Raw genomic sequence first — 20,939 nt, 5'->3', positions numbered from 1 at the left:
CTCCCCTCGATGACGTGGGCCGCACGCCGATGTCGCCGCACATTGGAGGCGAATCCCGGCGGCTGGACGGATCAAGCCTCCACGGCGGCTGCTTGCGCCTTCGGTGTTGCCGTTGTCGACAGCATCGCGGAGAGCCGGCCGTGGATGATCGCTTCAGCTTCAGCCATGATGCGATCGATGAGTTCCTTCACCGTTGGGATGTCATGGATCAGCCTAACGACCATGCCGCAACTCCAAGCACCGACGTCCATCTCGCCGTCGATCATGACCTTCGGATAGACCCCAGCGACCTGGGGTTGTCGTGCTTTTCGTGCATGTATGGACCCTGCGCCTTTTGCAAGCTCTTTTCGGTGACGTCAAACGGTCTGCATGCATGTATGCGGCTTGCCGGTGGGCGCGTCGAAACATGCCCGCAGCCTCGATGAGATCCGCACGCCCTGTCCTCAGTAAATTGACGGCTTGAGCCCGAAGGCGCAGCCGGCACGAAAAGCAGGTTTGTGGGCGTTGGTCCAACCAGTTCTGTCATCACTTCTGAAAGCTTCGCAAACCAGTGCTGGGTGTGATTCCCTCCCTGAACGATATGAGGGGCTTGCCGACCTCTCGACCAGCTCAGCGCACTGCGGCGCTCGGGCGGTATGGCGTGTCGCTGCTCAATAGGGCCTGGATCACCCGCGCATTCTTGTTGGCGAGCGCCACGGCCGCGCGGTTGTAGCCGCGTCGCGCGATCAGGTCCTGCAGCCATCGACTCTGCGCATCGGTCTTGCCGACCGCATAGCGCAGCACCGACCGTGCGCCGTGGATCAGCAATGTTCGAAGGTATTTGTCGCATCGCTTGCTGTAGAAGTCAGCTAAAACCGCTAGCCAGGTCAGCGAAATGCGCTAGCCGGTCAATGAATTCTGCTAGCGCGCGGCGGGATGACTCCGTAGCGCAAGTCATGCTCGTTGCGACTCACCAAAACGAGCAGCATGTCGAGGTTCTTACACGCGAGCACCCGACTGGCTCTCAGCGTCTGGAACTCGTCACCGTGCGTCGGGCAGGCCGACATATTTTGGTCGAGCCACTCACGCCGCCAGATTGGAGCCGCGACATCCAAAGGATTCAGAAACACGCACCTCGCGCAGTAGAAGAAGTACGGCCTCGGTCCTTCCCATGGTGGCGCAACCGGGATGTCGTGAATTCTTTCAACACTGATCCTCGTCAACGCCGCGAGGCGGACTACCATCTGCGGCTTCAACTTCCGCATCAACAGCCACTCGCACCCGTCAGGCATCTGCAAGTCGAGCTCGCATGCTGTCGCGAACGCCGGCACGGACATCCGATAGCGCGACGCGATACGGCCAATCCATCCACCCAACACCTCGGCCTCAAACGGTCTCGGTGCAAACGGCAGGGGACGTTGGCTACTGATCGGCGAGTGCGACATGTTCCAGGTGAGCAAGTGTGATCTGCTCTGAGCCGTCCAAGATCGCAAGTGCCGCTGCTTCATTGAGAAGCCTCGAGATGTCGCCGGTCAGGCCACCGCTCGCCACCAGGATGAACTGGGCGATTGGCCGCTGCATCAGGTCCGAGGGCTTGCGCAACGGGAGCACTCGCTCGAAGGCGCCCAACAGCCGTCGAAGATCATCGCTCTCGCGCCAGCGCGGCATCTCGAACGGCGTGAAGCGGCTGATCATCTGGGGGTCCGAGGCCAGCGCCAGCGGGGCGTCAGCGGTGCCGACCACGACGATGCTGAACTTCAGGTCGTTGGCAAGGAACTTCAGCAGGTTCAATGACGATCGTTGCTCGCGATAGGTCCCCGCCAGAAGGTGGTGCACCTCGTCGACGACGAGCATGCGCGGAGCGATTCGACGAAGAAGCTCTCGAGCCAGTCGTTCGAGCACCGAGAGACTTGCGGAAGCGCTATGCGGCGCACCAAGCTCGAAGAGTAGGGCGGAGTAGAACCGGTGTTGATCCGGTGTCGCTGGCATCTGCATCACGATGACGTCGCGCCGCTCAACGCCCTTGACTTCATCGAACCTGTCGGGATGTTCGCGCTGGAACTTCGACACGATCAGCGTCTTGCCGATATTCGAGTCGCCGTGAAGCACCATGCAAGGCATCCGCGCCTTTGGCGGCATTTCCAGCAGAGACTCGAGTTTCAAGAGCGCCTGGCTTGCCCTGGGGTAGTCGATCCACCGATCGCGCCGCAGCAATCGAATCCTTGCCGACGCGTCCAGCGAGGCTTCGGCACGGGTGGACGCCTGCAGGTGGGTGAGGATCGCGGTACCCACAACATCACCTCATTCTCTCCAGACTTCCACGTTGAACGGCTTGAGGGGCTTGCCATAGTCGACCTCTGGCTCTGTAAGTGGGTCGGGGTCCGGCGCCGGAGCCCAGGGAGGAGGGCGCGACTTGGGCTTGCGGTGTGGGGTCTCCCGGCGCTGCAGTCGGGTGTCCGATCGCGCCTTCGCGACGATCTGACGTTGCGCTTCGATGGCCTTGAATATGGAAGCTTCCGACACTGGCTGCTTGTCGCCGCGCAGGATGCGGCATATCGCCCGCTGCTCCCACAACGATATGGCCGGACGCCGCAGGTCGGCGCACCGTGCCTCAAGGTACAGTCTTCCGTTGATCGACACAAAGATGCGCGACAGGTCTTCCGGGTGATAGCGCACGAGCACCTTCTTGCGCTCCACGCGCCACGCCGCGAAGATCGGGTGCCAGTAGCGGATGTGGAAGATCGTCACGCCATTGCCTTGAACCGTGCGGTCGGTCAGCGGCATGAAGTGAACCAGCCAGTTCCAGGCTTCTTCCGGGCCCGGGCGCAATTCGCGGGGAGGCTGTACCTCGACCATCGTCTGCCACGCGTTGGCAGGCGTCGCCCCCATGAGCCCGCGATGCGGGCTGTGGTGGTATCGCACTGCGATCTCCACGGCCAACCATCGCTCGAATTCCTTGAGAGTGAGCGCGGCCGTCTCCTCCGGCTTTTTTGCCTTTCGGCCCTTGGTCGAATTGCCCGTTGCGCCTGGCAGGCCCTTCAGGCGCTGCATCAACGTGCGGTTCAGACGTTCGATGTGTCCGCCGAAGTGCGGCCGTCCGACGGGGCGGTACATGAGGTCAATGCCGTACTGCACACAGCCGGCTCTGAGCGCCTTGCTCTTGAACTCGGCAGCGTTGTCCAGATGGAGGATCTTGGGTATCCCCTGCATCGGCCACGATGCGTCCACGCCGAGCGTCTTCAGCCAGGGCGCCTTGGGCAGCGCAATACGGCTGAGCAACAGCGCAACCGTTCCGGCATTCGGGCGCTCCATCCCGACATAGCATCCGACGACACAGCGCGAAGCGACGTCAATCGCGAGCGTCAGCCAAGGGCGTCCGATAGAGCGCCGAAACCACGGGTCCACAACGAACGCATCGGACTGCGTGTGATCGATTTGCACGATGTCGAGTACCGCCTGCGCGATGAAGTTGCCTGGCGCCTGTTGAGCGCTGGGATCATTAGCCAGTAGCGCGGCCTGCTCCTCCCGATAAGCGGCCCATCGCGCAGCCACCGTGTTCCGCGAAGGCGCCTTGATGCCTGCAACCTTGCATCGCCGTCCGATCTCGGTGCACAGGTCCAGGAGCGGGTGTGCAAGCTCCCGCTGCTTGGGCAGCCACTCGTGAAGCGCCGATTGCACAATGGATTCGGCATCAGGAGCGAGGCGGGTTCCGTGCTTGCGGCCCTTTTTGCGCGGCGCGATCGAACTCACGACCGGGCTCGCCAGGAAGCGCTTGCGCAAGCGGTAGACGTGGGTCCAGTGAACGTCCAGGAGCTTCGAAGCCGCCAGCGCCTGTTCGCGGGTGAGTGGGTTCGTACCGAGGGGACGCAGCACGCTCGCAATCTGGATTGCTCGCTCGGTAACCGCTGGCGAACTGGGCATTTCAATGGCTCGAAAGTTGCGCTAGCAACATTTGGCTCCTCAACGCGAGCGCTAGCAAGATTACGCGCCCCAGATTGGCTTCCGTTGCCGTTTGGCAACACTTGTCCGAATTCGCCATAAGCGGAAATTCTTCAATGAAAACAACGATCTGCCGGGTCTCTGGCTAGCATCATTTGTTGACCTGGCTAGCGGATTTAAGTGACTTCTACAACATCTTCACCAGGCAGTTCTTGACGCGGTAGGGGCGCTCTTCAGCGCCACCGGCGCCGCTTCTTTCTGCATCCCGATCCCTGGAACGTCTCCGCCCGTCTATGTGGCTGCCGGCGAGCCTGATGCCATCCGCATGCTGCTGCCGGACTGCGCAAACGACTCCATCGCCTGACTCAACTCGCCATAGCGGGCGTCATGTCGCTGGGCCACAGCAGCATCTCCCTTGGCGAATGTGCATCGCCGGGCTCTCAGGTCCAAAACTTCCACCATGCTCGCCGAGCCGTCCGCAGATGCAGCGGCCGCGTGTCCAATCGGTCAAGCACGATGGCCGCAGCGCCGAAACGCGTCCTTGCTGCGTCATCTTCGCTTGCGGGAGTCATAGCTCGCGCGACGGAACGTTCGCCGTCAGCCGGCAGGGAAGTCGGCTTCAGAACACCTCGTTCGGAAAGCGGGCCAAAGTCAGTCATGACGCCATTTTCATGCCTTTGGCAGGCGACCGGCACAATTGGCAGGATGTCAACGCGGGTCACGCCCCTGGGCGAATGGATGGACGCAGGGAAACTCCGAAAACGGGTTCGACCTTGTGCGCGCACATGCAGCGCCGCCAGATGTGTTCCAAGCGCAGCGAAGGGCCTCTACCCGCGCTGTGCTGGTCGTGGTGTTGAGGAGAAGTTTCATGGGCATGTCGTCGAAGGTGTTTCTCGTCTCGGCGGAGGACATGCCGGAGGCGCTCGCGGCCGCAGCCTTCATGCGAATGCTCCGCCAAGAAAGCCCCTCTCGAATGCCCGACTTCGCGGGCCAGCGCGTCCGCCAAGCCAGCATCACCGTTGAATTGGGGGAGGGAACGCCGTTGCGTGTCGTGCACCGCGCCTTTTCCATGCTCGACATCGGCGCCGACGGCGTGCTCGATGTCGCCCGGTTGAGCACACAGCAGGTCGCCCGCATGGCAGACTTCATGGCACCCGAATCGCAGACACAGGCAACAAAGGCCCCGGTCGTTGACGCGGCCAATCGCTTCATTGCACGGGGTGGCTACTGGCAACCCGATGATCTTCTCTTGCGCCGCATTGATGCCGCAGCGCTGGGGCATCTGCCGTGTCGGAGAGTCCGTGTGCTCAGGTGACTTGCAGAAACGTTCTGGGGCCTGACGATCTGCCCGACGGTGCACCACTACTCTCGCACAATCGGACCATCGCGCACCAACCCGCACCGGCTCGATGCGACGCAACCGGTCTGACCGATTTCACCCGCCAGTCCAAGCGACTACGCTGGTTCAGCGGCTGCGACAGGCGTCATCGCGGCTTCTGTTCCGGCTAAGGCCAGCTTTCTCACCATCTCCTGCGCGAATGCGATGAATGCCTGACTGCCCCTTGCGGCCGGATCGAAAACAACGCCGGGCAGGCCATAGCTCGGCGCTTCGGCGAGCCGGACATTGCGCGGGATCACCGTGTCAAACACCTTGCTGCCAAAGTGCGCCTTGAGCTGGTCGCTCACTTGCTGCTGCAACGTGATGCGAGGGTCGAACATCACGCGCAACAGGAAGATGGTCTGAAGATTCTTGTTGAGATTCGCATGCACCTGCTTGATCGTGTTGACAAGGTCGGTCAGTCCCTCCAGCGCGAAGTATTCGCATTGCATCGGCACGATCACGCCGTGCGCGGCGCACAGGCCGTTGAGCGTAAGCAGGCTCAGGCTGGGCGGGCAGTCGATCAGGATGAAGTCATAGTCGGCGCCAACCGCCGCGAGCGCGGTACGCAGGCGTTTCTCCCGGCGCTCGATCGAGACCATTTCCACTTCGGCGCCAGCCAGTTCACGGTTGGCGCCGAGCACGTCGTAGCCGCATTCATCGGCCGTCACGCGGGCCTCGGCCACGGTCGCCGACTCAAGCAGCACATCGTAGACAGTGAGATCAAGCTGGCGCTTGTCGATGCCCGACCCCATGGTCGCGTTGCCCTGCGGGTCGAGGTCGATCATGAGCACGCGCTGGCCAACCTTGGCCAGGCCCGCGGCGAGATTGACTGTCGTGGTCGTCTTGCCGACGCCGCCTTTCTGGTTGGCGATGCAGAAGATGCGAGCCATGTATTCCTCGTGAAGAAGCGGTAAGTTTGACGCCAAGGCGATCAAGCGCGTCGCAGAAAGTCAACGTTTCAAGGCGTGCGCCATGGCCTTGAAGAAGTGGGAATCGGAGGGTCGAGAGAATCCAGGCGGCCTGCGCGCCACTTGGTTCATTTCAGCTCGACCCGAGTGCGGCGGTTCGTGTCGACAGGCACCGGCAGGGATCTTGGCGGAGCCGATCCATGCCGCAGTCGACAACTAGGCCGCAGCGTTCACGGCATCCCTGAGCGCCTTGCCGGCCGCGAACTTCGGCGATTTGCTCGCCTTGATCGTCATCTGCTCGCCAGTCGACGGATTGCGCCCCGTTCGCTCGGGGCGGCTCGCCACCGTGAAATTGCCAAATCCGATCAACTGCACGGCCTCCCCACGCGCCAGGGCCTTTGTCAGGTTCTCGAGCAGTGCTTCCAGAAGGCGAGCCGCCTCGGCCTTGCTGAGTTCTACATCGCCCGCGATCGCGGCCACCAGTTCGGTCTTGTTCAATCTGAGATTCCTCGGAAAAGTTAAACAAAAAGGATAGCTTATGCGAGTCACATGGCTTGCGTGTGCAATCAGCGCGCACATCTGACGGGGCTCTTGCCACAGGTTGCGCACTCTACTTCACGACTTGGCGGGGCGAACCGCACGGCCATGTCGCACGAAGCGCATGTGCGATCACGGACAATTCGCAAATGGAGTTGCCGCCTTGATCGTCACAGAGGACATCGTTCGCGCCACCTGGTCGCCCGAATACCAGGCCATCCGGACGCACTATGCCGACCGCATCGCAAAAGGCTCAGGGGTCGCGCTCCTGCAGCGCATCGACGAGGGACTGATCATCCTGAGCGAGCTCGATGCCACCGAAGCCGCGATGCGCGCGTTCTGCCTGCACCCACTGTTCCAGGCAGACGAAGACCTGATTCATCATGGTCAGGATTTCATGAACAGTGTCGACGCCGACCCGTTCGTGATCCTGCTGGTCATGGAATTCCGCAGCCGGGCCAACGCCTGGCCAGTCGACAGGGTGCATCGTTCGCCGGACGGACTTCGCATGGTGGCCGATGGCTGTCCTTCCACCGGACCCCTCGAAGCCGTGAAGCACATGCTCATCGCCGACAAGGTGCAGCAGCGCAAGGACTTCATCCGTCACCACCGCGGCAAGCATCCCGGCAGCGACGCACTGGACCTTTACTTCGACCGGTGGCTCGAGGCCCTGGACGTGAGCCTGACCGAGTACGAAGAACTCTGCGCGGCCATCGACATCGTCAGGGCCAGAAGGTGATTGTTCTCCGATGGGTATCGCGCGGACGGCACACGATTGGGAGTGCCTGATCGCCGGACGAGAGAGCGTCCAATTGTGGGCAACCTTGCGCGGATGTTGTCGGCGCCAGCATTCGAGCAGGGGGGATAGCCCCGAACCGAAAGGCGAACCTTGAGGACGGGCCCGTCCGCGGCATTGGTCGTCTTGCTTGGAGCCCACTTTCACTGCGGCCGTTGCCGTGCAATGTCCAGCGGTGCATGGGCTCGTTCACCTGAATGAATTGGCGCTCGCTGGGTCGGCGGGAAGACTACGGCAGTGTCTTGCCGCCAGCCGACACCACCGCATCGCCCGTGGCCGGGGGCTTTCAGCACCTCCAGCCCAATCGAGCGGTGAATCAGGCTCTGTAGCGAGGCGCGGCCTGACGATGCGCTGGCCTGGAAAACACCGGGAATTGCTCATCTCAAATTTTCGGCCGGCGCCGAAGACCACGTTCATTTCCGGCGCCCGCAATTCTTTGCAGTCCAGAAACTCCAAGAGCTGCGGCGTGTCCCGCGAGGTGTTGCTCAATCGCATCGTTAAGACAAATTCGGAGCGCAGTTCGTGCTGAAACGCCCTCTGCGTAAGGATGCGATGCTATAAAATAGATAGCGCGCCGGTACTGAGTTGCGGCGCAGGGGAACATCATGCTCATCTTCGTGAAGAGTGCCCCACGGGCGGTTCGAAGGGACATCGTCGTCGCGTGCCTGCGAGCTTGCGTTTGGGCGCGCGTCGAGGGTCGACCGTTCTGCCTCGTGAGATCGTGACTTTCGCGACTCGTCACATTTCCTACCGGCTGCGTGTCAAAAAAGAGAGCCATCGGTGGGTGGCCCACTCCTGATGGCTCTGGAGAGCCGCCGACCGAGGGAGAACGATCGACGTACTTGCAACTTCGCAGGTTAGAGCGCGACGAGCGGCAGTCGTTCCCTCGCATCGGATCACGCGCTCGTCCTCCCGACGGTTGGCTGTGGCGACGTTGCCATGCGAAACATGTACTTCCGTTGGCCGGAGCCAAGACGGTGACTGCGATGGACCTTTTCGCCGGTTGTGAGTCAAACCCTCCCGCGCGTCGGCACGGCACGCGCCCGTCGCGGGAGTCCGATGCGATCCAACCCAAGAGTTTTACCGTCCAGCAACTGCGCCAATTCTTCGTAGTCTTGCCGTGATGATCCTGAAGAGAAGGGCACTTGATACGGCACATGCACCCACGCGAGTCTTGACAATAATTTTTGTCAAGACTACGCTTCTCCCATGCTTGGCATTCAAGTCATCGACGATCCGGCGGCAGCGTCGGTGGCTCTGGAGCCCGTTCGCAGTCGGCTCCTCTTGGAACTGGCTGCGCCCGCCTCGGCAGCAACCTTGGCAGCGCGGGTCGGCCTGGCCCGCCAGAAAGTCACCTATCACCTGAATGCCTTGGAAGCGCACGGATTGGTGCGCTTGGCCGAAGAGCGCAAATGGGGTGGGCTGACGGAACGGCTGCTAGTGGCGACAGCGGCGTCCTATGTAGTCTCGCCGCGTGCTCTCGGCGCGGTTGGTGCCGATCCGGCGCGTGAAGTCGACAGGCTTTCGGCGACCTATCTCATTGCCTTGGGGGCACGGATCGTTCGGGAGGTGGGAGAACTGGTTCGCCGCGCGAAAGATTCAGGCAAGCGCCTGGCCACTCTGGCAGTCGATACCGAAATCCGCTTTCGTTCAGCGGCGGACCGGGCCGCTTTCAGTCTCGAACTGACCGAGGCCATCGCGACGCTGGTTTCGAAGTATCACAACGAATATGCGCCCGGCGGTCGCGCCCACCGACTCGTGGTCGTGGCGCACCCGTTGATCAAGACAGCGGATCTCAAGGAGCCATCATGAGCGTGAAGAAGGATGCCTCCGGGCGCCGTTCGGTCCAGACCGAGTTCGAAGTCCACGGCACGCCAGAGGAGGTATGGAAGGCCATCGCTACCGGCCCGGGCATTTCTTCCTGGCTGATGCCGGCCGAGTTCGAGCAACGCGACGGCAAGCCCGTCGCATTGAAGCTGAAGTTCGGCTCCGGCATGGAGCCGCGCTCCGCGGTGACAACCTGGGATCCGCCCCGTGTGTTCGCCGCGCAGTCAGATGGCCTTGTCCCCGGCTCGCCCCCTGTCGCGACCGAGTGGCACATCGAAGCGAAGGCAGGAGGCACCTGCACGCTTCGCATCGTTCACAGTCTCTTCGCCAGCACGGACGATTGGGACGACCAACTTGAACACGTCGAATCCGGTTGGTCTGCGTTCTTGCGCACCTTGCAGATCTATCTCACGCACTTTCGTGGCCAACGCTCCACGTTGGTGAATTGGATGATCCCCGTCGCAGGGACAGAATCTGAAGCTTGGGCGTCGCTGACCGCCGCAGCAGGGCTGACAGGCGCGAGCGTTGGGCAGCGTTGGACGGCGCCCGCGGGGGTGCCGGAACTCGGCGGCGTTGTGGAGTACGTGAGCGAGCGCCCATACGACATCCTGGTACGCGTCGACAACCCGGCGCCGGCCGTCGCGGCATTTGGCGCCGTCGACATGGGCGGCTCGAGCATGGTGGGGCTGAACATCTACTTCTACGGGGACCAGGCGGCCTCAAATGCGGCTCGCTACATGCCGCTTTGGCAGGCATGGATTCAAGCTCAATTTCCGATGCTGTCGCAGGCGCAGGCGCACGCGACCGGTTGAACCATGCACGCGCCAAGGCATGAGGCGCCGATTGCGCTGGCTCCGCACAGGACCTGGTGCCGGCTGCTGCAACCTGGCTGCAGCAGCCATCGAATGCCGAACTGAGCGATCTCAGGCAACGTCTGGCCGCTGCCGTACCCAGCCGTGCGGAACCGTCGAAATCAACCTGGGTTCGTACGAATCGTTTCGCACGACATGGTCGCGCGCTATTTGGAGGTCGCGCGTACGGTTGACTTCATTCACACGCTGGCGCCGAGCGACATCGCCAGCGGTTCGACAGAATGCGTTTCGATCAGGGGCAATCGTATTTTTTCGGCAAATTGACACCGTCTCCTTCGAAACACATCAATTGCGACAAGCACTTGCAAATGCGCCGTTGGGGCGCAGGGCGTTGGGTCAACTACGATTTGCGGGCGCTGGATCTGGTGCTTCGTAGGCTGGGACAGCATTGCCTGTCTGAGTCATGCCCAACATCGTACAGACCATGAGCGATTTCCCCGCTACCTACGGCGAAGTGATGAAGCCGCTGGACCTCGATGCGCTGTCCGGGGAACTGGCTCAGCGCTGCAGCACGAGCCCAACGATCCGCGAATGGGTTCGCTTGTACGACAGGGTCCAGCGTGCCGAGAAGGTCTCGAGCCCGACGCAGTGGAGCCCAGTGGAAGTGGTCGCCTACGAGCACGAGGACTGGACGTTGTTCTCGCGGTTGCGTGGCTACACCACTCGCGAGATTGCGGACTTCAAGGCCTACCTTGCTCTCTGCGAAAGCATTAAGCGCTCAGAGCCCGATGGCGAAGACTTCCTCTTGCAGGCCTCGCTGGAGATCCAGCGCATGGTGAGCACCGAGGCCTTCAGGCAGGTCGAAGCGCGTTTGCTTGCGATGTCGTACGCCCAGCAGCGCAGATGCACGGTGACGAAATGACCGGCGACCATCACGTGATCCAATTCGGCTCTGGGAGCAGGCACGGCTAGCTCTGGCGACGAATTTCGTCCTAGCCCGGCATCGGCCGACGGAGGGCGCGCGGGGCGTTCAGAGCCCGGCGCGTCGGGCGAGGCGTGCCGGATCGACGATGCAGATCTGCGAGTACTGCAGTTCGAGCAGGCCTTCGCGCCTGAGTTGTTGGACTGCAAAGTTCGCGCGCTGGCGGCTGACCCCAAGAAAATCGCCGATGTCGGGCCTGCGAGAGCATGAGGCTCACCGAGCCGCCGGCGGAGTTCCTGCCGTTGAGTACCGAAAGGATGTGCAGCGGGCGCGCCAACCGCGTGTCCAACGCCGTGCCGTCGCCAGCCACGCGCTCGTGCATCAGGCGGCTGCGGTAGGCCATCTGAAGCTCCATCGCAAGGCTGGGATGAAGCGATGCCGGCCGAGATCGGAAAGCCAGCTCTCGAACGGGGCGTCTATCCCTTGCGCGACCGGACGCAGAGTAAGTGGACTGACCTGGTGGCAGTGGAGTGGGACGGGCGCCCCCAAGTAGCACTGGCCTAGCGCGGGAGCTGCAGCGCCACAATCGCAGCCTGATCACAGGATTCCCGCAATGCTGCCAAAACAATACCTTCTACTTTCACTTGCCAAACACGGTTCGGCATTGCTGGAGCATCGCGATCACGGCGGCCCGGCAACGCTCTACATCCGCTATCTCAACATCGATGGACGGTGGGCTGTGCACGGGACACTACATGCGCCGTTGCTCGTGTGGGACATGTCGCAGGCCTCCTCAGCGCAGGTCGCAGCGCAGACAGCCTCCAAGGCCCGCGGCCGAGCCGTTCAGGTGATGACCCGGGGCGACTCGAGTTGGGAAGAGGGGCGCCAGATCAGAGTCTTCTCGACCTCGAATGGCGCCGCGCTCCTCGGGCATGTAGCGCAAGGCGAGGCGAAGGCACGCCGGCTGCGACTCGAAACCGAAAAGCTCGAGGCCTACTGCACAGTGGTGCGCGCGGCCACGGCCGCCGAGGACCACGCTGCGTTCGCGGCGATCAGCCGCGCGGCGGCCACCGCCCTTCGTGCCAAGTTCGGCGGCGGGTCGGTCAGCGCTTCATCGTCCTGGCTGGCGGGGAAGAAAGGACGCGCCGCGCTGGACAGCGTGCTCGCCGGAGAGGTCGAACTCATGGGGCCGCTTTCAATCCAGCAAGTCGTCGAGACGGTTGAGCACGCGAAAGAGGCAGAGCGGCATCGCGCGTCTTCGTAGCAGGTTCCCGATTCGAGAGCTGCTGCCCCGGTATGAACACGACAACCTCTTTGATTCCACGAAATTCAAGCGGCGGTTTCCGGGTTTTAAGGTGACCACAGCAGGGGCTTGAAGTGATTCGCTGGGACAACGTCGACGTCTAGGTTGAGCAAATGAAGGTGTTGCTTCGCCGCTTTGCCCCGTCACAGCCCGATTCTGGTTATCCAACTGGCAAGAACCCGTTGCAACGAAGGCCCGGTCACAGCGTGATCAAGTACATAGCCCGTCGCTTGATCGATCAGCTCGCCGAGCATGTCGGGACGAGGGGTCATTCGTCACCGCATGGCTATTCCGGTACGGAGAACGTGCCGAAGGTTGACGCTGACCGTCTTGAGAGGCGGGCGGCAGAGAACTTGGCGCGTCAGGCTGTGCGGCGAATCGGTTCGACGCCCGGCGCCATGTTGTCGGCCAACCTGTCCCTGTTGCACCGCCGGCCTTGATCTGGTGGCCGCCGACCTCGCGTTTTCAGTCTCCGCCGTAGCGCCCAGAGTCAGGCTGCTTTTGCCGTACGCAAGTCACGGGCTTCCGCCACGAACGCCTCCAGCAGCCGCCGTGCAGGTAGGGTCAAAGGCGTGTCAGCGCGATGCAGGGCGTAGATCGTGGTGTTGGGCAGTGCGTCCACGATCGGCAAATGGACGAAGTCCATGCGAGGCCCGTATCGGTCGAAGAAGCCCTTGGGCATGATCGCAATCACGTCGAGCCTGGCCATCAGTTCCAGCAGTGTGGAGAAGGACTCGCATTCCAGGCGAACCTGCGGCGTGCGTCCGTCCTTCGCGCCGAAGCGCAGATTGTGCGGATCACCGGGTCCGCCTGCCGGGCCGGTGAGCACCCAGGCGGTGTCCATCAGGTCGACGAGCCTTTTGGCGCGTGCGAGAGGATGGCTGCGACGCGCGACGATAACTGCCTGGCTGTCGAAGAGTGGCTGAACGACCAGGTCACGCCCGATGCCATCGGTGGGCAGAGGGCCCAGCGCCATGTCGAGCTCGCCTGCGCGCACCTGCTCCAGCGCTCTGGGGTAGAGCGCATCGCGCAGGCGAACCTTGACCTGGGGCCACCTCGCGCCGAAGCGGTCCGCCGCGCCGGGTGCCAACAGGATCGCCGCCACCGGCGAAACGCCCACCGTCACCTGCGCCTCGGCATGCCGCAAATGCCAGGCAACTTCCTCCCTTGCGCGTTCGATCTCGCGCACGACGGTTGCAGCTCGCGTGGCGATCAATTCGCCCGCTGGCGCGAGCCGCACGCCCTTGGGCGTGCGCACGACCAGCTCGGTGCCGAACTCGTCCTCGAGCTGGCGCAGCGCCTTGGTCAGCGCGGGCTGGGAGACGTTGAGGATTTGAGCGGAGGCACGCAGGCTCCCGGTCTTTGCAAGGGTCAGAAGCAGGTGTAGGTGCTGCAGCCGCAAGTAAGGCCTCCGATGCGATAACCCATGGTAATCGACATCAGAACATGTGATGCGACTTCTCGCAAAGCCACAACTACGATGACCTGACCTCACCGTATCAACTGGAGTGCCGCATGACCCGCCGCGTGAAGAACATCCTCTTCGTTATGTGCGATCAGCTTCGCGCCGACCACCTTTCCTGTTTCGGACATCCCACTCTGAAAACGCCGAACCTCGACGCGCTGGCGGCGCGCGGCGTCATCTTCGACCGTGCTTACGTGCAGTCGCCCGTGTGCGGGCCGTCGCGAATGAGCTACTACACGGGACGCTACGTCCACTCGCACGGTGCCAGCTGGAACTTCGTGCCGCTCAAGGCGGGCGAGATGACGATCGGCGACCACTTGCGTCCGTTGGGCGTGCGCTCGGTGCTGGTCGGCAAGACCCACATGCGCGCCGACCTGGCGGGCATGTCGCGCCTGGGCATCGACCCCGCATCGACCATCGGCATGCGCATTGCAGAGTGCGGCTTCGACCCCTACGAGCGCGACGATGGCATCCATCCCTATTCCGGCCACGACCCTGACCCGAACTACAACGACTACCTGCGCAAGCAGGGATTCGACGGCGACAACCCTTGGGAGAAATGGGCCAATTCAACGGTCGATGACGAAGGCCGGATCCGTTCGGGTTGGTTCCTGAAGTACTCGAATCGTGCGGCGCGCGTCCCCGACGAGCACTCCGAGACGCCTTACATCACGCGCCGGGCCATGGACTTCATCGCCGAGGCCGGCGAGCAGCCCTGGTGCATGCACCTGTCGTACATCAAGCCGCATTGGCCGTACATCGTCCCCGAGCCCTACGCCAGCATGTACAAGCCCGAAGACGCATTGCCGGTGGTGCGCTCGGAAGGCGAGCGGCGCGACCCACACCCCGTGTATGGCGCGATGATGAACCACCGCGTCTCGCGGACGTTCTCGCGCGAAGGCGTGCGCGATGCCGTGATGCCCGGCTATATGGGGCTGATCAAGCAGATCGACGACCAGCTCGGCGAACTGTTCCGCTTCATGGAAGCGCGCGGCCTGATGGAGACGACCATGATCGTCTTCACATCCGATCACGGCGATTACCTGGGCGACCACTGGATGGGCGAGAAGGACCTGTTCCATGAGCCGGTCATCCGCGCCCCGCTGATCGTCTACGACCCCGATCCGCGCGCCGACGCTACGAGAGGGTCGCGCTGCGACGCGCTCGTTGAAGCGGTTGACATCGCGCCGACCTTTCTCGATGCCTGCGGTGGCGTCGCGGTGCCGCATGTCATGGACGGCCGCTCGCTGCGGCCACTTCTGTTCGGCAAGCACCCGAGCGACTGGCGCAAGCATGTGGTGTGCGAATATGACTATGCTTTTCAGGATTCGCGCATCGAACTGGGAACCCCGTCGCGCGATGCCTGGCTGCGCATGATCTTCGACGGCCGCTGGAAGTACGTGCTGGCCGAAGGCTACCGCCCCATGCTGTTTGACCTTGCGTCCGACCCCCACGAATTTGTCGACCTCGGCGCCGCGCCCGAGCACGAGCACGAGCGGCAGCGCCTGCATGAAGCGCTCTTCCGCTGGGCGCGACAGCCACGACAGCGCGTGACGATTCCGGACGGCGCCATCGAGACGATGGAAATCCAGCCGCGGATCTCGGAGGGCGGCATCCTGATCGGCTACTGGGACGAGGAAGACCTCGCCGAGGCGCGCAAGCACTTCAAGCCGCGTTTCGCATCGACCAACCCGCTGGTAAAGCCCACGCTCGACCGCCTCATCCACCCCGAAGGAGCCACCCATGACCAGTGAAACCCCCGACATCACGCGCGCGCAGACCGGCATCGACGGCGTCTCGTGGAACATCCTCGGCCAGGTGTACGTGCCCAAGCAGGCAAGCGACGATAGCTTCTCCTGGCATGCGACCTTCCCGGTCGAGACATTTGTGCCGCCGCACGTGCATCCCTACCAGGACGAGTACATCTTCGTGCTCGACGGGCGCATCGACCTGTTGCTGGCGGGAAAAAAGACTTCGGCGGGCGCGGGCGACCTGGTGCGCATGCCGCGCGGGATTCCGCATGCCTTCTTCAACAACACAGGGGAGCCCGTGACGGCGCTGTTCTGGGCCACCCCGGCCGGCAAGCTGCAAGAGCTCTATCGGCGCATTCACAATATGTCGAGCCCTGCCGAAGTGGTCGCCGCGGCACGCGAGTACGACGTCCTCTTTGCACCGCCCGTTTCATCGGCGGCATGAACATCATGATCAATCGCAGAATGATCTTGGGCGCGCTCGGTGCGGCGCCGCTTGCCGCCGCGACGCTTTACGCCAGGGCACAAGGCTATCCCTCCAAGCCGATCAGGATCGTGGTGCCCCTGCCGCCCGGCAGTCCCCCGGACGTGCTGGCCCGCGTGGTGGCGGAGCGCCTGCAGGACGCGTGGAAGCAGCCGGTGATCGTCGAGAACCGGCCCGGCGCTACCGGCATGATCGGCATGGAAGCAGTGGCCAAGTCCGCGCCCGACGGCTACACAGTCGGCGTGATGTTCCTCACCCACACCGTGCTGCCGGCGCTCTTCGGAAAGGTGTCCTACGACACCAACAAGGACCTCGTGCCCATTGCAAACCTGGCATGGATCTACAACGTGCTGGTGGTTCCGACCTCGGTGCCGGCGCGCAGTGCCAAGGAGTTGGCGGATCTGGCGCATGCCCAACCGGGCCAACTTACGTATGGCTCGGGCGGGAACGGCTCACCGGCCCACTTGGTCGGTGAATCCTTCAAGCAGGCGACGAAGGCCGACATGCTGCACGTTCCTTACAAGGGGCCGGCAGAAGCGGTGCAGGCGCTGCTCGGGGGGCAGATATCGGCCATGTTCGCCACCACCTCTGTGGCCGTTCCGCTGGTCAATGCGGGCAAGCTGCGTGCCCTGGCCGTCACGAGTCCGACTCGTCTTGCGGCGCTTCCCTCGGTCCCGACGATGGCCGAGAGCGGCGTCCCCGGATTCGACCTGAGGGAGTGGGAAGGGATGGTGGCACCGGCCGGCACACCACGCGACATCGTCTCCAAGTGGAACGAAGAACTCGCGCGTATCATGCGCCTGCCGGCCGTGCGAGAGAGATTGTCGGACCTCGCCATGGAAGCGGCGCCGCCGAATTCGTCGGAGCAGTTTGCGTCGTTGGTGCATGACGAGTTGCAGCGCTGGACGCGCTTCGTCAAGGCGACCGGACTCAAGGCCGACTGACCCGGAATGGACGACCCGCAATTCCAGTACGTGCAAGGCCAGTCGCGACCCGGTTTTCCGTCGCTACTGGCTGACTACGAGGCGCAGAGCTTGGCAGCCGTGGCCGCCGGGCCCTGCGCACTCGACCAGCGCTATGGCCCGGCGGAGCGCCAGACCTTCGACTTCTTTCCAGCACGCGGGAGCGCACACGGGACGCTGGCCTATTTTCACGCTGGTTACTGGCAGTCCCGGGACAAGTCGACGTTTCGTTTCATCGCGCCAGCCTTCGCGGACATTGGCATGAACGTGGCGCTGGTGAACTACCCGCTGTGCCCAACCGTCTCACTGCCCGCGCTCGTCGTCGCGGCGAGCGCCTGCGTCCGCCCGATACGGCATCTTGCGAATGAAGGCGTCACGGACGCGCTGCCTCTCTTTCTGGTTGGGCACTCCGCCGGCGCGCACATTGCGATAGAGCTTGCATTGGCAGACGCGCACGCAGACACGAAGGGTCGCACGATCGACGGCGTGATTGCGATGAGCGGCATATTCGACCTCGCGCCCCTAGTGGAAACTTCGCTCAACGACAAGCTGCAACTGGACGCCGCAAGTGCTGCGGCGTGTTCGCCGTTGCATCGCGTGCGAGCGCACGCGGCACCGATACTCGTCGTCGTAGGCGAAGAGGAGACTCCCGCATTTATCGATCAGAGCCACCGACTGCACGAGGCGTGGAGCGATGCAGGCAACCGCAGCGCTCTCCACCTCGCGCCGCGAGCCGATCATTTCAGCCTGCTGCAGCATTTCGCGTCACCCGGCGATCCTCTGTTCGAAGAAGTCAATTGCCTGATAGCGAGCGCCGGTCGTCGACGCGCAGCTTAGACGGTCGTGGCCTCATGCACCTAGGACATGAAGACGCCAAGCCGGTATTGGTACCAGAGGTGTCATGCACCTCCAGCAGGAGCCGATCGTCGTTTCACGGGAGGCCGATGCGAGGCCAAGCACGGTGGATCGTCCAATGTGCTCGACGTATGCACCGCAATGACATGGAAATAGTTGACGTGGGTTTGTCCCTGGTTGTACCTTGAGTCCAAGAGATGGACGAGGACAACCATGCGACTTTTCTACTCGGTGCCTCAGTCGCGACGGAGGCTATCCGATTTATGTAAAACGCCGCCGCGTACGCCGCAACTGCCTCGCGAAGAGGCTGAGACGAGATCTCCTGATAGCGAATTGAGCGCCGAGTGGGCGACCGTGCTTTGTACGGCAGAGCAATATGGAGTGTCGCAAGCTCCTGGCGAATGGGCATTCGAAGTGTCGCAGATGGCCCATCTCTGCCAGTCAGTATCGACCGCCGTCCGGCGAGTCCGCGGCGAAAGCGGGCCTTCAGATAGGCAGACACACAAGACTCCAACGTGGCGCTCCGCGGAAGTTTCAGCGCCCTGTTCCTTTGGCGCCGCCAGAAGTCGCGTTGGGGGCATACGGTAGCGGAAACGGGACGTCGTCGAAGGAAAATTGTTCGGGTCGTCGGGTATGTGCATGGCCGGCGACTATGAGTGGCCCGTACAACCGCTGCTCGGCGCGCAAACCGCGGCGCCGCGCCGGCAGTGGCAGTGGCAGTGGCAGCTGGATCGTCTAGCAGCGCGATGGCCTGCGCGCCGGTGCTGTCGGCGGTGCTTTGCAGGCGCCTCCGCGAGGCTTGCAAACGTCGACCTGCGTTTTTTGGCCCTCGACATCGGCCCCGAACCCGCTGGGCATCCCATGGATGCCGGGCTTGATCCCGAGTTGCGCAAGGTGCTTCAAGACCTTCTCAACAAAGCTGGGCTGGCACCCGAAGGTCCGCCCAGAGGAGAGGTCATGCCCGAGCAGCAGGCGCCATCCACCCTCCGGCATGAACGCGTTGCGACCGAAGTAATAGAACTCCGAGGCGACCAGCGCGTTCCGCCCGCCCGTGTCGTGATCGGTTTCGCCGGGCGGATGGTGCTCATTTCGCAGTTGAAGGTAGTGCCGCCCGCTCGGCTCGCGATAGTAGATGTTGTCGCCACACCGCTCGACCAACGTCCCGCGCCCTTCCTTCGGTTGCTTCGATCGGAATCGGGGGTCGTGGAAGTAGTCGTGCAGAGGCATCACCTCTTCTACGCGCGCCAGGTAGATCAGCCCCTGAAAAGGCAGGTCGATGCCGTCACGGCTGGATCGGTCGACCAGCTCCTTGGACGCGAAGCCGGCCACCCACTCACCGCGCTGGCGCGCGCGGCGCACGGCGGGCTTGCAGGTGGCCAGGGTCAGGTAGCCGTGAAAGGGGTTGGGCGCGAAGCCCGAGTCATGGGTGAGCTTGTAGCCAATGTGTCCCGACATCTTTGCCTTTCAGGCGTGCGTTGCGATCAGCTGGGAGAGCCAGCGGTGGCCCGCGGCCGAATCCACTTCCCGGACGAACTCCTGCCCCTTCGCCACGGACTTCAGGTGCGGGAGGCCGTCGACGGTCGACCAGCGTTCGGGATCCGCGTGATAGGAAAGCGCGGGCCCGCCGGCCTTCGGCGCCATCCACTTGGGCATGCGCCAGATCGACTTTGTCGAGGCACCCGGCGCGGTGAGCTGCAAGCCCTTGGACCAGCGGGTGAAGCCCCCTGCCCCACCCACCACCACGTCCGCCCCGTTGATCGTCAGCCGGTCGTTGGCCACATAGAGAGTGTTCCCGTCGCCAATGTCCGAAGCGTGCACCACGTGCGGATGATCGTGCAGCCAGACCGGTGTCTTGGATTTCGCATCGAGGGCTATCACCTCGCCCACCTGCAGCCAGCCGAACAGGCTGTGGATCTCTGGCGCTCCAGGCACGTAGCGCCAGGTGCCCTGATGCTGCTCGGCCGGACGGAACCACCCGAAGAAAAGGAAAACGTCGCCCACCGTCACGTTTTGGCGGCGCAGGTGCCCCTGCGCGCTTCCGACCTGACCCAGGCTCGCACGCCAGCCTTCAGCGCGCGGCGCCGCACTGGACCACAGGTCCGGGTCTAGGTGGACATTCGTGCGCGCGTTGATCTTGCCTCGACTCAAGTCGGCGGCGACCGAATGCATGCTCCCCACGGGGGATTCAATATCGGCCAACGGGCGGCCGTATCGCGACGGGATGGGAAACGAGAGGATGCTGCCGTTCGGAAGGATCGGGCTGGGGACCCCGCCGTACTGTGAGTCGAAGCCCTTCCGACTGAGGATGATCTTCACGCGACCGGACTCCGTGATTCGAAGCCGAGCAGTCTAGATGCCGCCTGTGGAATCGCAAAGCTCTGAACGCGCAACGCATTCCCGACCGCGGACATACTTCGCGCGCATAGACAGTATTTGGGCGATCGCGCGTCGTCATCGCCTTGGAGGCCACCCGGGTGCCAAGCGTGCGGCGATTGATGCTGAAAATTGGCAAGGTCACGGCGCTCGCCGCGGGAATATCGGGCATCCGAGTCGCCGATACTTCCGCACCGATGTCCTGCGACTTCGCGACGGTACCCAATCGATCGATTTTCTCACCACCAGAACGATGAAGGTCGGGGATTCGGCCGAGCTTCAACTGGTCGATGACACCGGAAGAGCCGTGACTGCCTCCGGCTCTGGCACCCAGCGGGCCATCGACGCGCCGTGGATTGCGGACTTCGATGTGCTTTCCAGTGCTCTGTCGGTAAAGGCCGTCGCGGCACGCTCGAGCACACGCTGCAGAACCTGATCCAGACCGCGCATTCCCTCGGTCCGATTACTCTCGCCCCGGCAACAGCTAACCGCCCTGATCTACCCAAGAGGGAGGACATGACGCACATTTGGCCAACTTAGAACTTATCCGTAAATAGGTAAACTGTCGATCCGAGCCGCATTGGGCGCGGCGATGGATCGAGATCTTGGCGAAACGTGTTGAGTCGTGGGTGGTGACCGATGAGT

At 63.0% G+C, this 20,939-nt stretch carries 20 protein-coding genes and 1 pseudogene; 10 read left to right on the top strand and 11 right to left on the bottom strand.

Annotated elements, in window-relative coordinates:
- Window positions 1–71: 71 nt before the first annotated feature.
- The 5 genes and pseudogenes from WKW79_RS31510 to WKW79_RS31490 all read right to left on the bottom strand — a co-directional run bounded on the left by WKW79_RS31510 (window position 72) and on the right by WKW79_RS31490 (window position 3,900).
- Entirely contained in the window at window positions 72–266 is a 195-nt protein-coding gene (locus tag WKW79_RS31510; RefSeq protein WP_340339179.1) for a hypothetical protein, read from the bottom strand.
- Between the two features lie 343 nt (window positions 267–609).
- Window positions 610–837 (bottom strand): annotated as a pseudogene (locus WKW79_RS31505) (IS110 family transposase); the annotation flags it as partial.
- 50 nt (window positions 838–887) lie between these two features.
- Window positions 888–1,439, bottom strand: a complete 552-nt coding sequence (locus WKW79_RS31500) for a TniQ family protein (RefSeq protein ID WP_340339178.1) — start codon at window positions 1,437–1,439, stop codon at window positions 888–890.
- On the bottom strand, window positions 1,402–2,271 hold the full coding sequence (locus WKW79_RS31495) for a TniB family NTP-binding protein (RefSeq protein WP_340339177.1): 870 nt from the start codon (window positions 2,269–2,271) through the stop codon (window positions 1,402–1,404). The genes WKW79_RS31500 and WKW79_RS31495 overlap by 38 nt, the downstream gene beginning before the upstream one ends.
- A gap of 9 nt (window positions 2,272–2,280) precedes the next feature.
- Window positions 2,281–3,900, bottom strand: a complete 1,620-nt coding sequence (locus WKW79_RS31490) for a Mu transposase C-terminal domain-containing protein (protein ID WP_340339176.1) — start codon at window positions 3,898–3,900, stop codon at window positions 2,281–2,283.
- Between the two features lie 886 nt (window positions 3,901–4,786).
- On the opposite strand from WKW79_RS31490, the gene WKW79_RS31485 reads away from it, so the two are divergent.
- Complete coding sequence (locus WKW79_RS31485; RefSeq protein WP_340339175.1) at window positions 4,787–5,233, top strand: hypothetical protein; 447 nt, start codon at window positions 4,787–4,789, stop codon at window positions 5,231–5,233.
- A 140-nt stretch (window positions 5,234–5,373) separates the two neighbouring features.
- Here the strand turns inward: WKW79_RS31485 and WKW79_RS31480 are convergent, their stop codons facing one another.
- Both WKW79_RS31480 and WKW79_RS31475 read right to left on the bottom strand, forming a co-directional pair.
- Window positions 5,374–6,189 (bottom strand): ParA family protein, encoded by an 816-nt coding sequence (locus WKW79_RS31480; protein WP_340339234.1) that lies wholly within the window; start codon window positions 6,187–6,189, stop codon window positions 5,374–5,376.
- 234 nt (window positions 6,190–6,423) lie between these two features.
- The gene (locus WKW79_RS31475) at window positions 6,424–6,705 is read right to left on the bottom strand and encodes an HU family DNA-binding protein (protein WP_340339174.1); all 282 of its coding nucleotides are present in this window, start codon (window positions 6,703–6,705) and stop codon (window positions 6,424–6,426) included.
- Between the two features lie 202 nt (window positions 6,706–6,907).
- Between WKW79_RS31475 and WKW79_RS31470 the strand changes: the two genes are divergently transcribed.
- From WKW79_RS31470 to WKW79_RS31455, 4 genes are all read left to right on the top strand, one after another.
- Complete coding sequence (locus WKW79_RS31470) at window positions 6,908–7,483, top strand: hypothetical protein (protein WP_340339173.1); 576 nt, start codon at window positions 6,908–6,910, stop codon at window positions 7,481–7,483.
- Between the two features lie 1,266 nt (window positions 7,484–8,749).
- Window positions 8,750–9,352, top strand: coding sequence for a helix-turn-helix domain-containing protein (locus WKW79_RS31465; protein ID WP_340339172.1), 603 nt, complete (start codon window positions 8,750–8,752; stop codon window positions 9,350–9,352).
- The gene (locus WKW79_RS31460) at window positions 9,349–10,179 is read left to right on the top strand and encodes an SRPBCC family protein (protein WP_340339171.1); all 831 of its coding nucleotides are present in this window, start codon (window positions 9,349–9,351) and stop codon (window positions 10,177–10,179) included. Before WKW79_RS31465 ends, WKW79_RS31460 begins: the two co-directional genes overlap by 4 nt.
- Window positions 10,180–10,642: 463 nt before the next feature.
- Window positions 10,643–11,101, top strand: coding sequence for a hypothetical protein (locus WKW79_RS31455; RefSeq protein ID WP_340339170.1), 459 nt, complete (start codon window positions 10,643–10,645; stop codon window positions 11,099–11,101).
- Between the two features lie 108 nt (window positions 11,102–11,209).
- On the opposite strand, the gene WKW79_RS37100 is transcribed toward WKW79_RS31455, so the two are convergent.
- Window positions 11,210–11,350, bottom strand: a complete 141-nt coding sequence (locus WKW79_RS37100) for a helix-turn-helix domain-containing protein (RefSeq protein WP_422823994.1) — start codon at window positions 11,348–11,350, stop codon at window positions 11,210–11,212.
- 364 nt (window positions 11,351–11,714) lie between these two features.
- Between WKW79_RS37100 and WKW79_RS31450 the strand changes: the two genes are divergently transcribed.
- Window positions 11,715–12,365 (top strand): hypothetical protein, encoded by a 651-nt coding sequence (locus WKW79_RS31450; RefSeq protein ID WP_340339169.1) that lies wholly within the window; start codon window positions 11,715–11,717, stop codon window positions 12,363–12,365.
- Between the two features lie 529 nt (window positions 12,366–12,894).
- On the opposite strand, the gene WKW79_RS31440 is transcribed toward WKW79_RS31450, so the two are convergent.
- Window positions 12,895–13,806, bottom strand: coding sequence for a LysR family transcriptional regulator (locus tag WKW79_RS31440; RefSeq protein WP_340339168.1), 912 nt, complete (start codon window positions 13,804–13,806; stop codon window positions 12,895–12,897).
- A gap of 113 nt (window positions 13,807–13,919) precedes the next feature.
- Here WKW79_RS31440 and WKW79_RS31435 point away from each other — a divergent pair, with 113 nt between their 5' ends.
- The 4 genes from WKW79_RS31435 to WKW79_RS31420 are packed head-to-tail and all read left to right on the top strand — an operon-like array spanning window position 13,920 to window position 17,903.
- Window positions 13,920–15,623, top strand: coding sequence for an alkaline phosphatase family protein (locus tag WKW79_RS31435; protein ID WP_340339167.1), 1,704 nt, complete (start codon window positions 13,920–13,922; stop codon window positions 15,621–15,623).
- A complete protein-coding gene (locus tag WKW79_RS31430; protein WP_340339166.1) occupies window positions 15,613–16,065 on the top strand; it encodes a cupin domain-containing protein in 453 nt (150 codons plus the stop codon). The genes WKW79_RS31435 and WKW79_RS31430 overlap by 11 nt, the downstream gene beginning before the upstream one ends.
- Window positions 16,066–16,070: 5 nt before the next feature.
- Window positions 16,071–17,048: a Bug family tripartite tricarboxylate transporter substrate binding protein gene (locus tag WKW79_RS31425; protein ID WP_340339165.1), complete on the top strand. Its 978-nt coding sequence runs from the start codon at window positions 16,071–16,073 to the stop codon at window positions 17,046–17,048.
- A gap of 6 nt (window positions 17,049–17,054) precedes the next feature.
- The gene (locus WKW79_RS31420) at window positions 17,055–17,903 is read left to right on the top strand and encodes an alpha/beta hydrolase (RefSeq protein ID WP_340339164.1); all 849 of its coding nucleotides are present in this window, start codon (window positions 17,055–17,057) and stop codon (window positions 17,901–17,903) included.
- 753 nt (window positions 17,904–18,656) lie between these two features.
- On the opposite strand, the gene WKW79_RS31415 is transcribed toward WKW79_RS31420, so the two are convergent.
- On the bottom strand, window positions 18,657–19,376 hold the full coding sequence (locus tag WKW79_RS31415; RefSeq protein WP_340339163.1) for an Nmad2 family putative nucleotide modification protein: 720 nt from the start codon (window positions 19,374–19,376) through the stop codon (window positions 18,657–18,659).
- A 9-nt stretch (window positions 19,377–19,385) separates the two neighbouring features.
- Complete coding sequence (locus tag WKW79_RS31410) at window positions 19,386–20,237, bottom strand: Nmad3 family putative nucleotide modification protein (RefSeq protein WP_340339162.1); 852 nt, start codon at window positions 20,235–20,237, stop codon at window positions 19,386–19,388.
- Window positions 20,238–20,939: the final 702 nt, after the last annotated feature.

Source organism: Variovorax robiniae (assembly GCF_037889955.1).
GTDB classification, from domain to species: domain Bacteria; phylum Pseudomonadota; class Gammaproteobacteria; order Burkholderiales; family Burkholderiaceae_C; genus Variovorax; species Variovorax robiniae.
The sequence above is the reverse complement of the archived record's forward strand: the minus strand, read 5'-3'. Positions and strand labels throughout refer to the sequence as shown.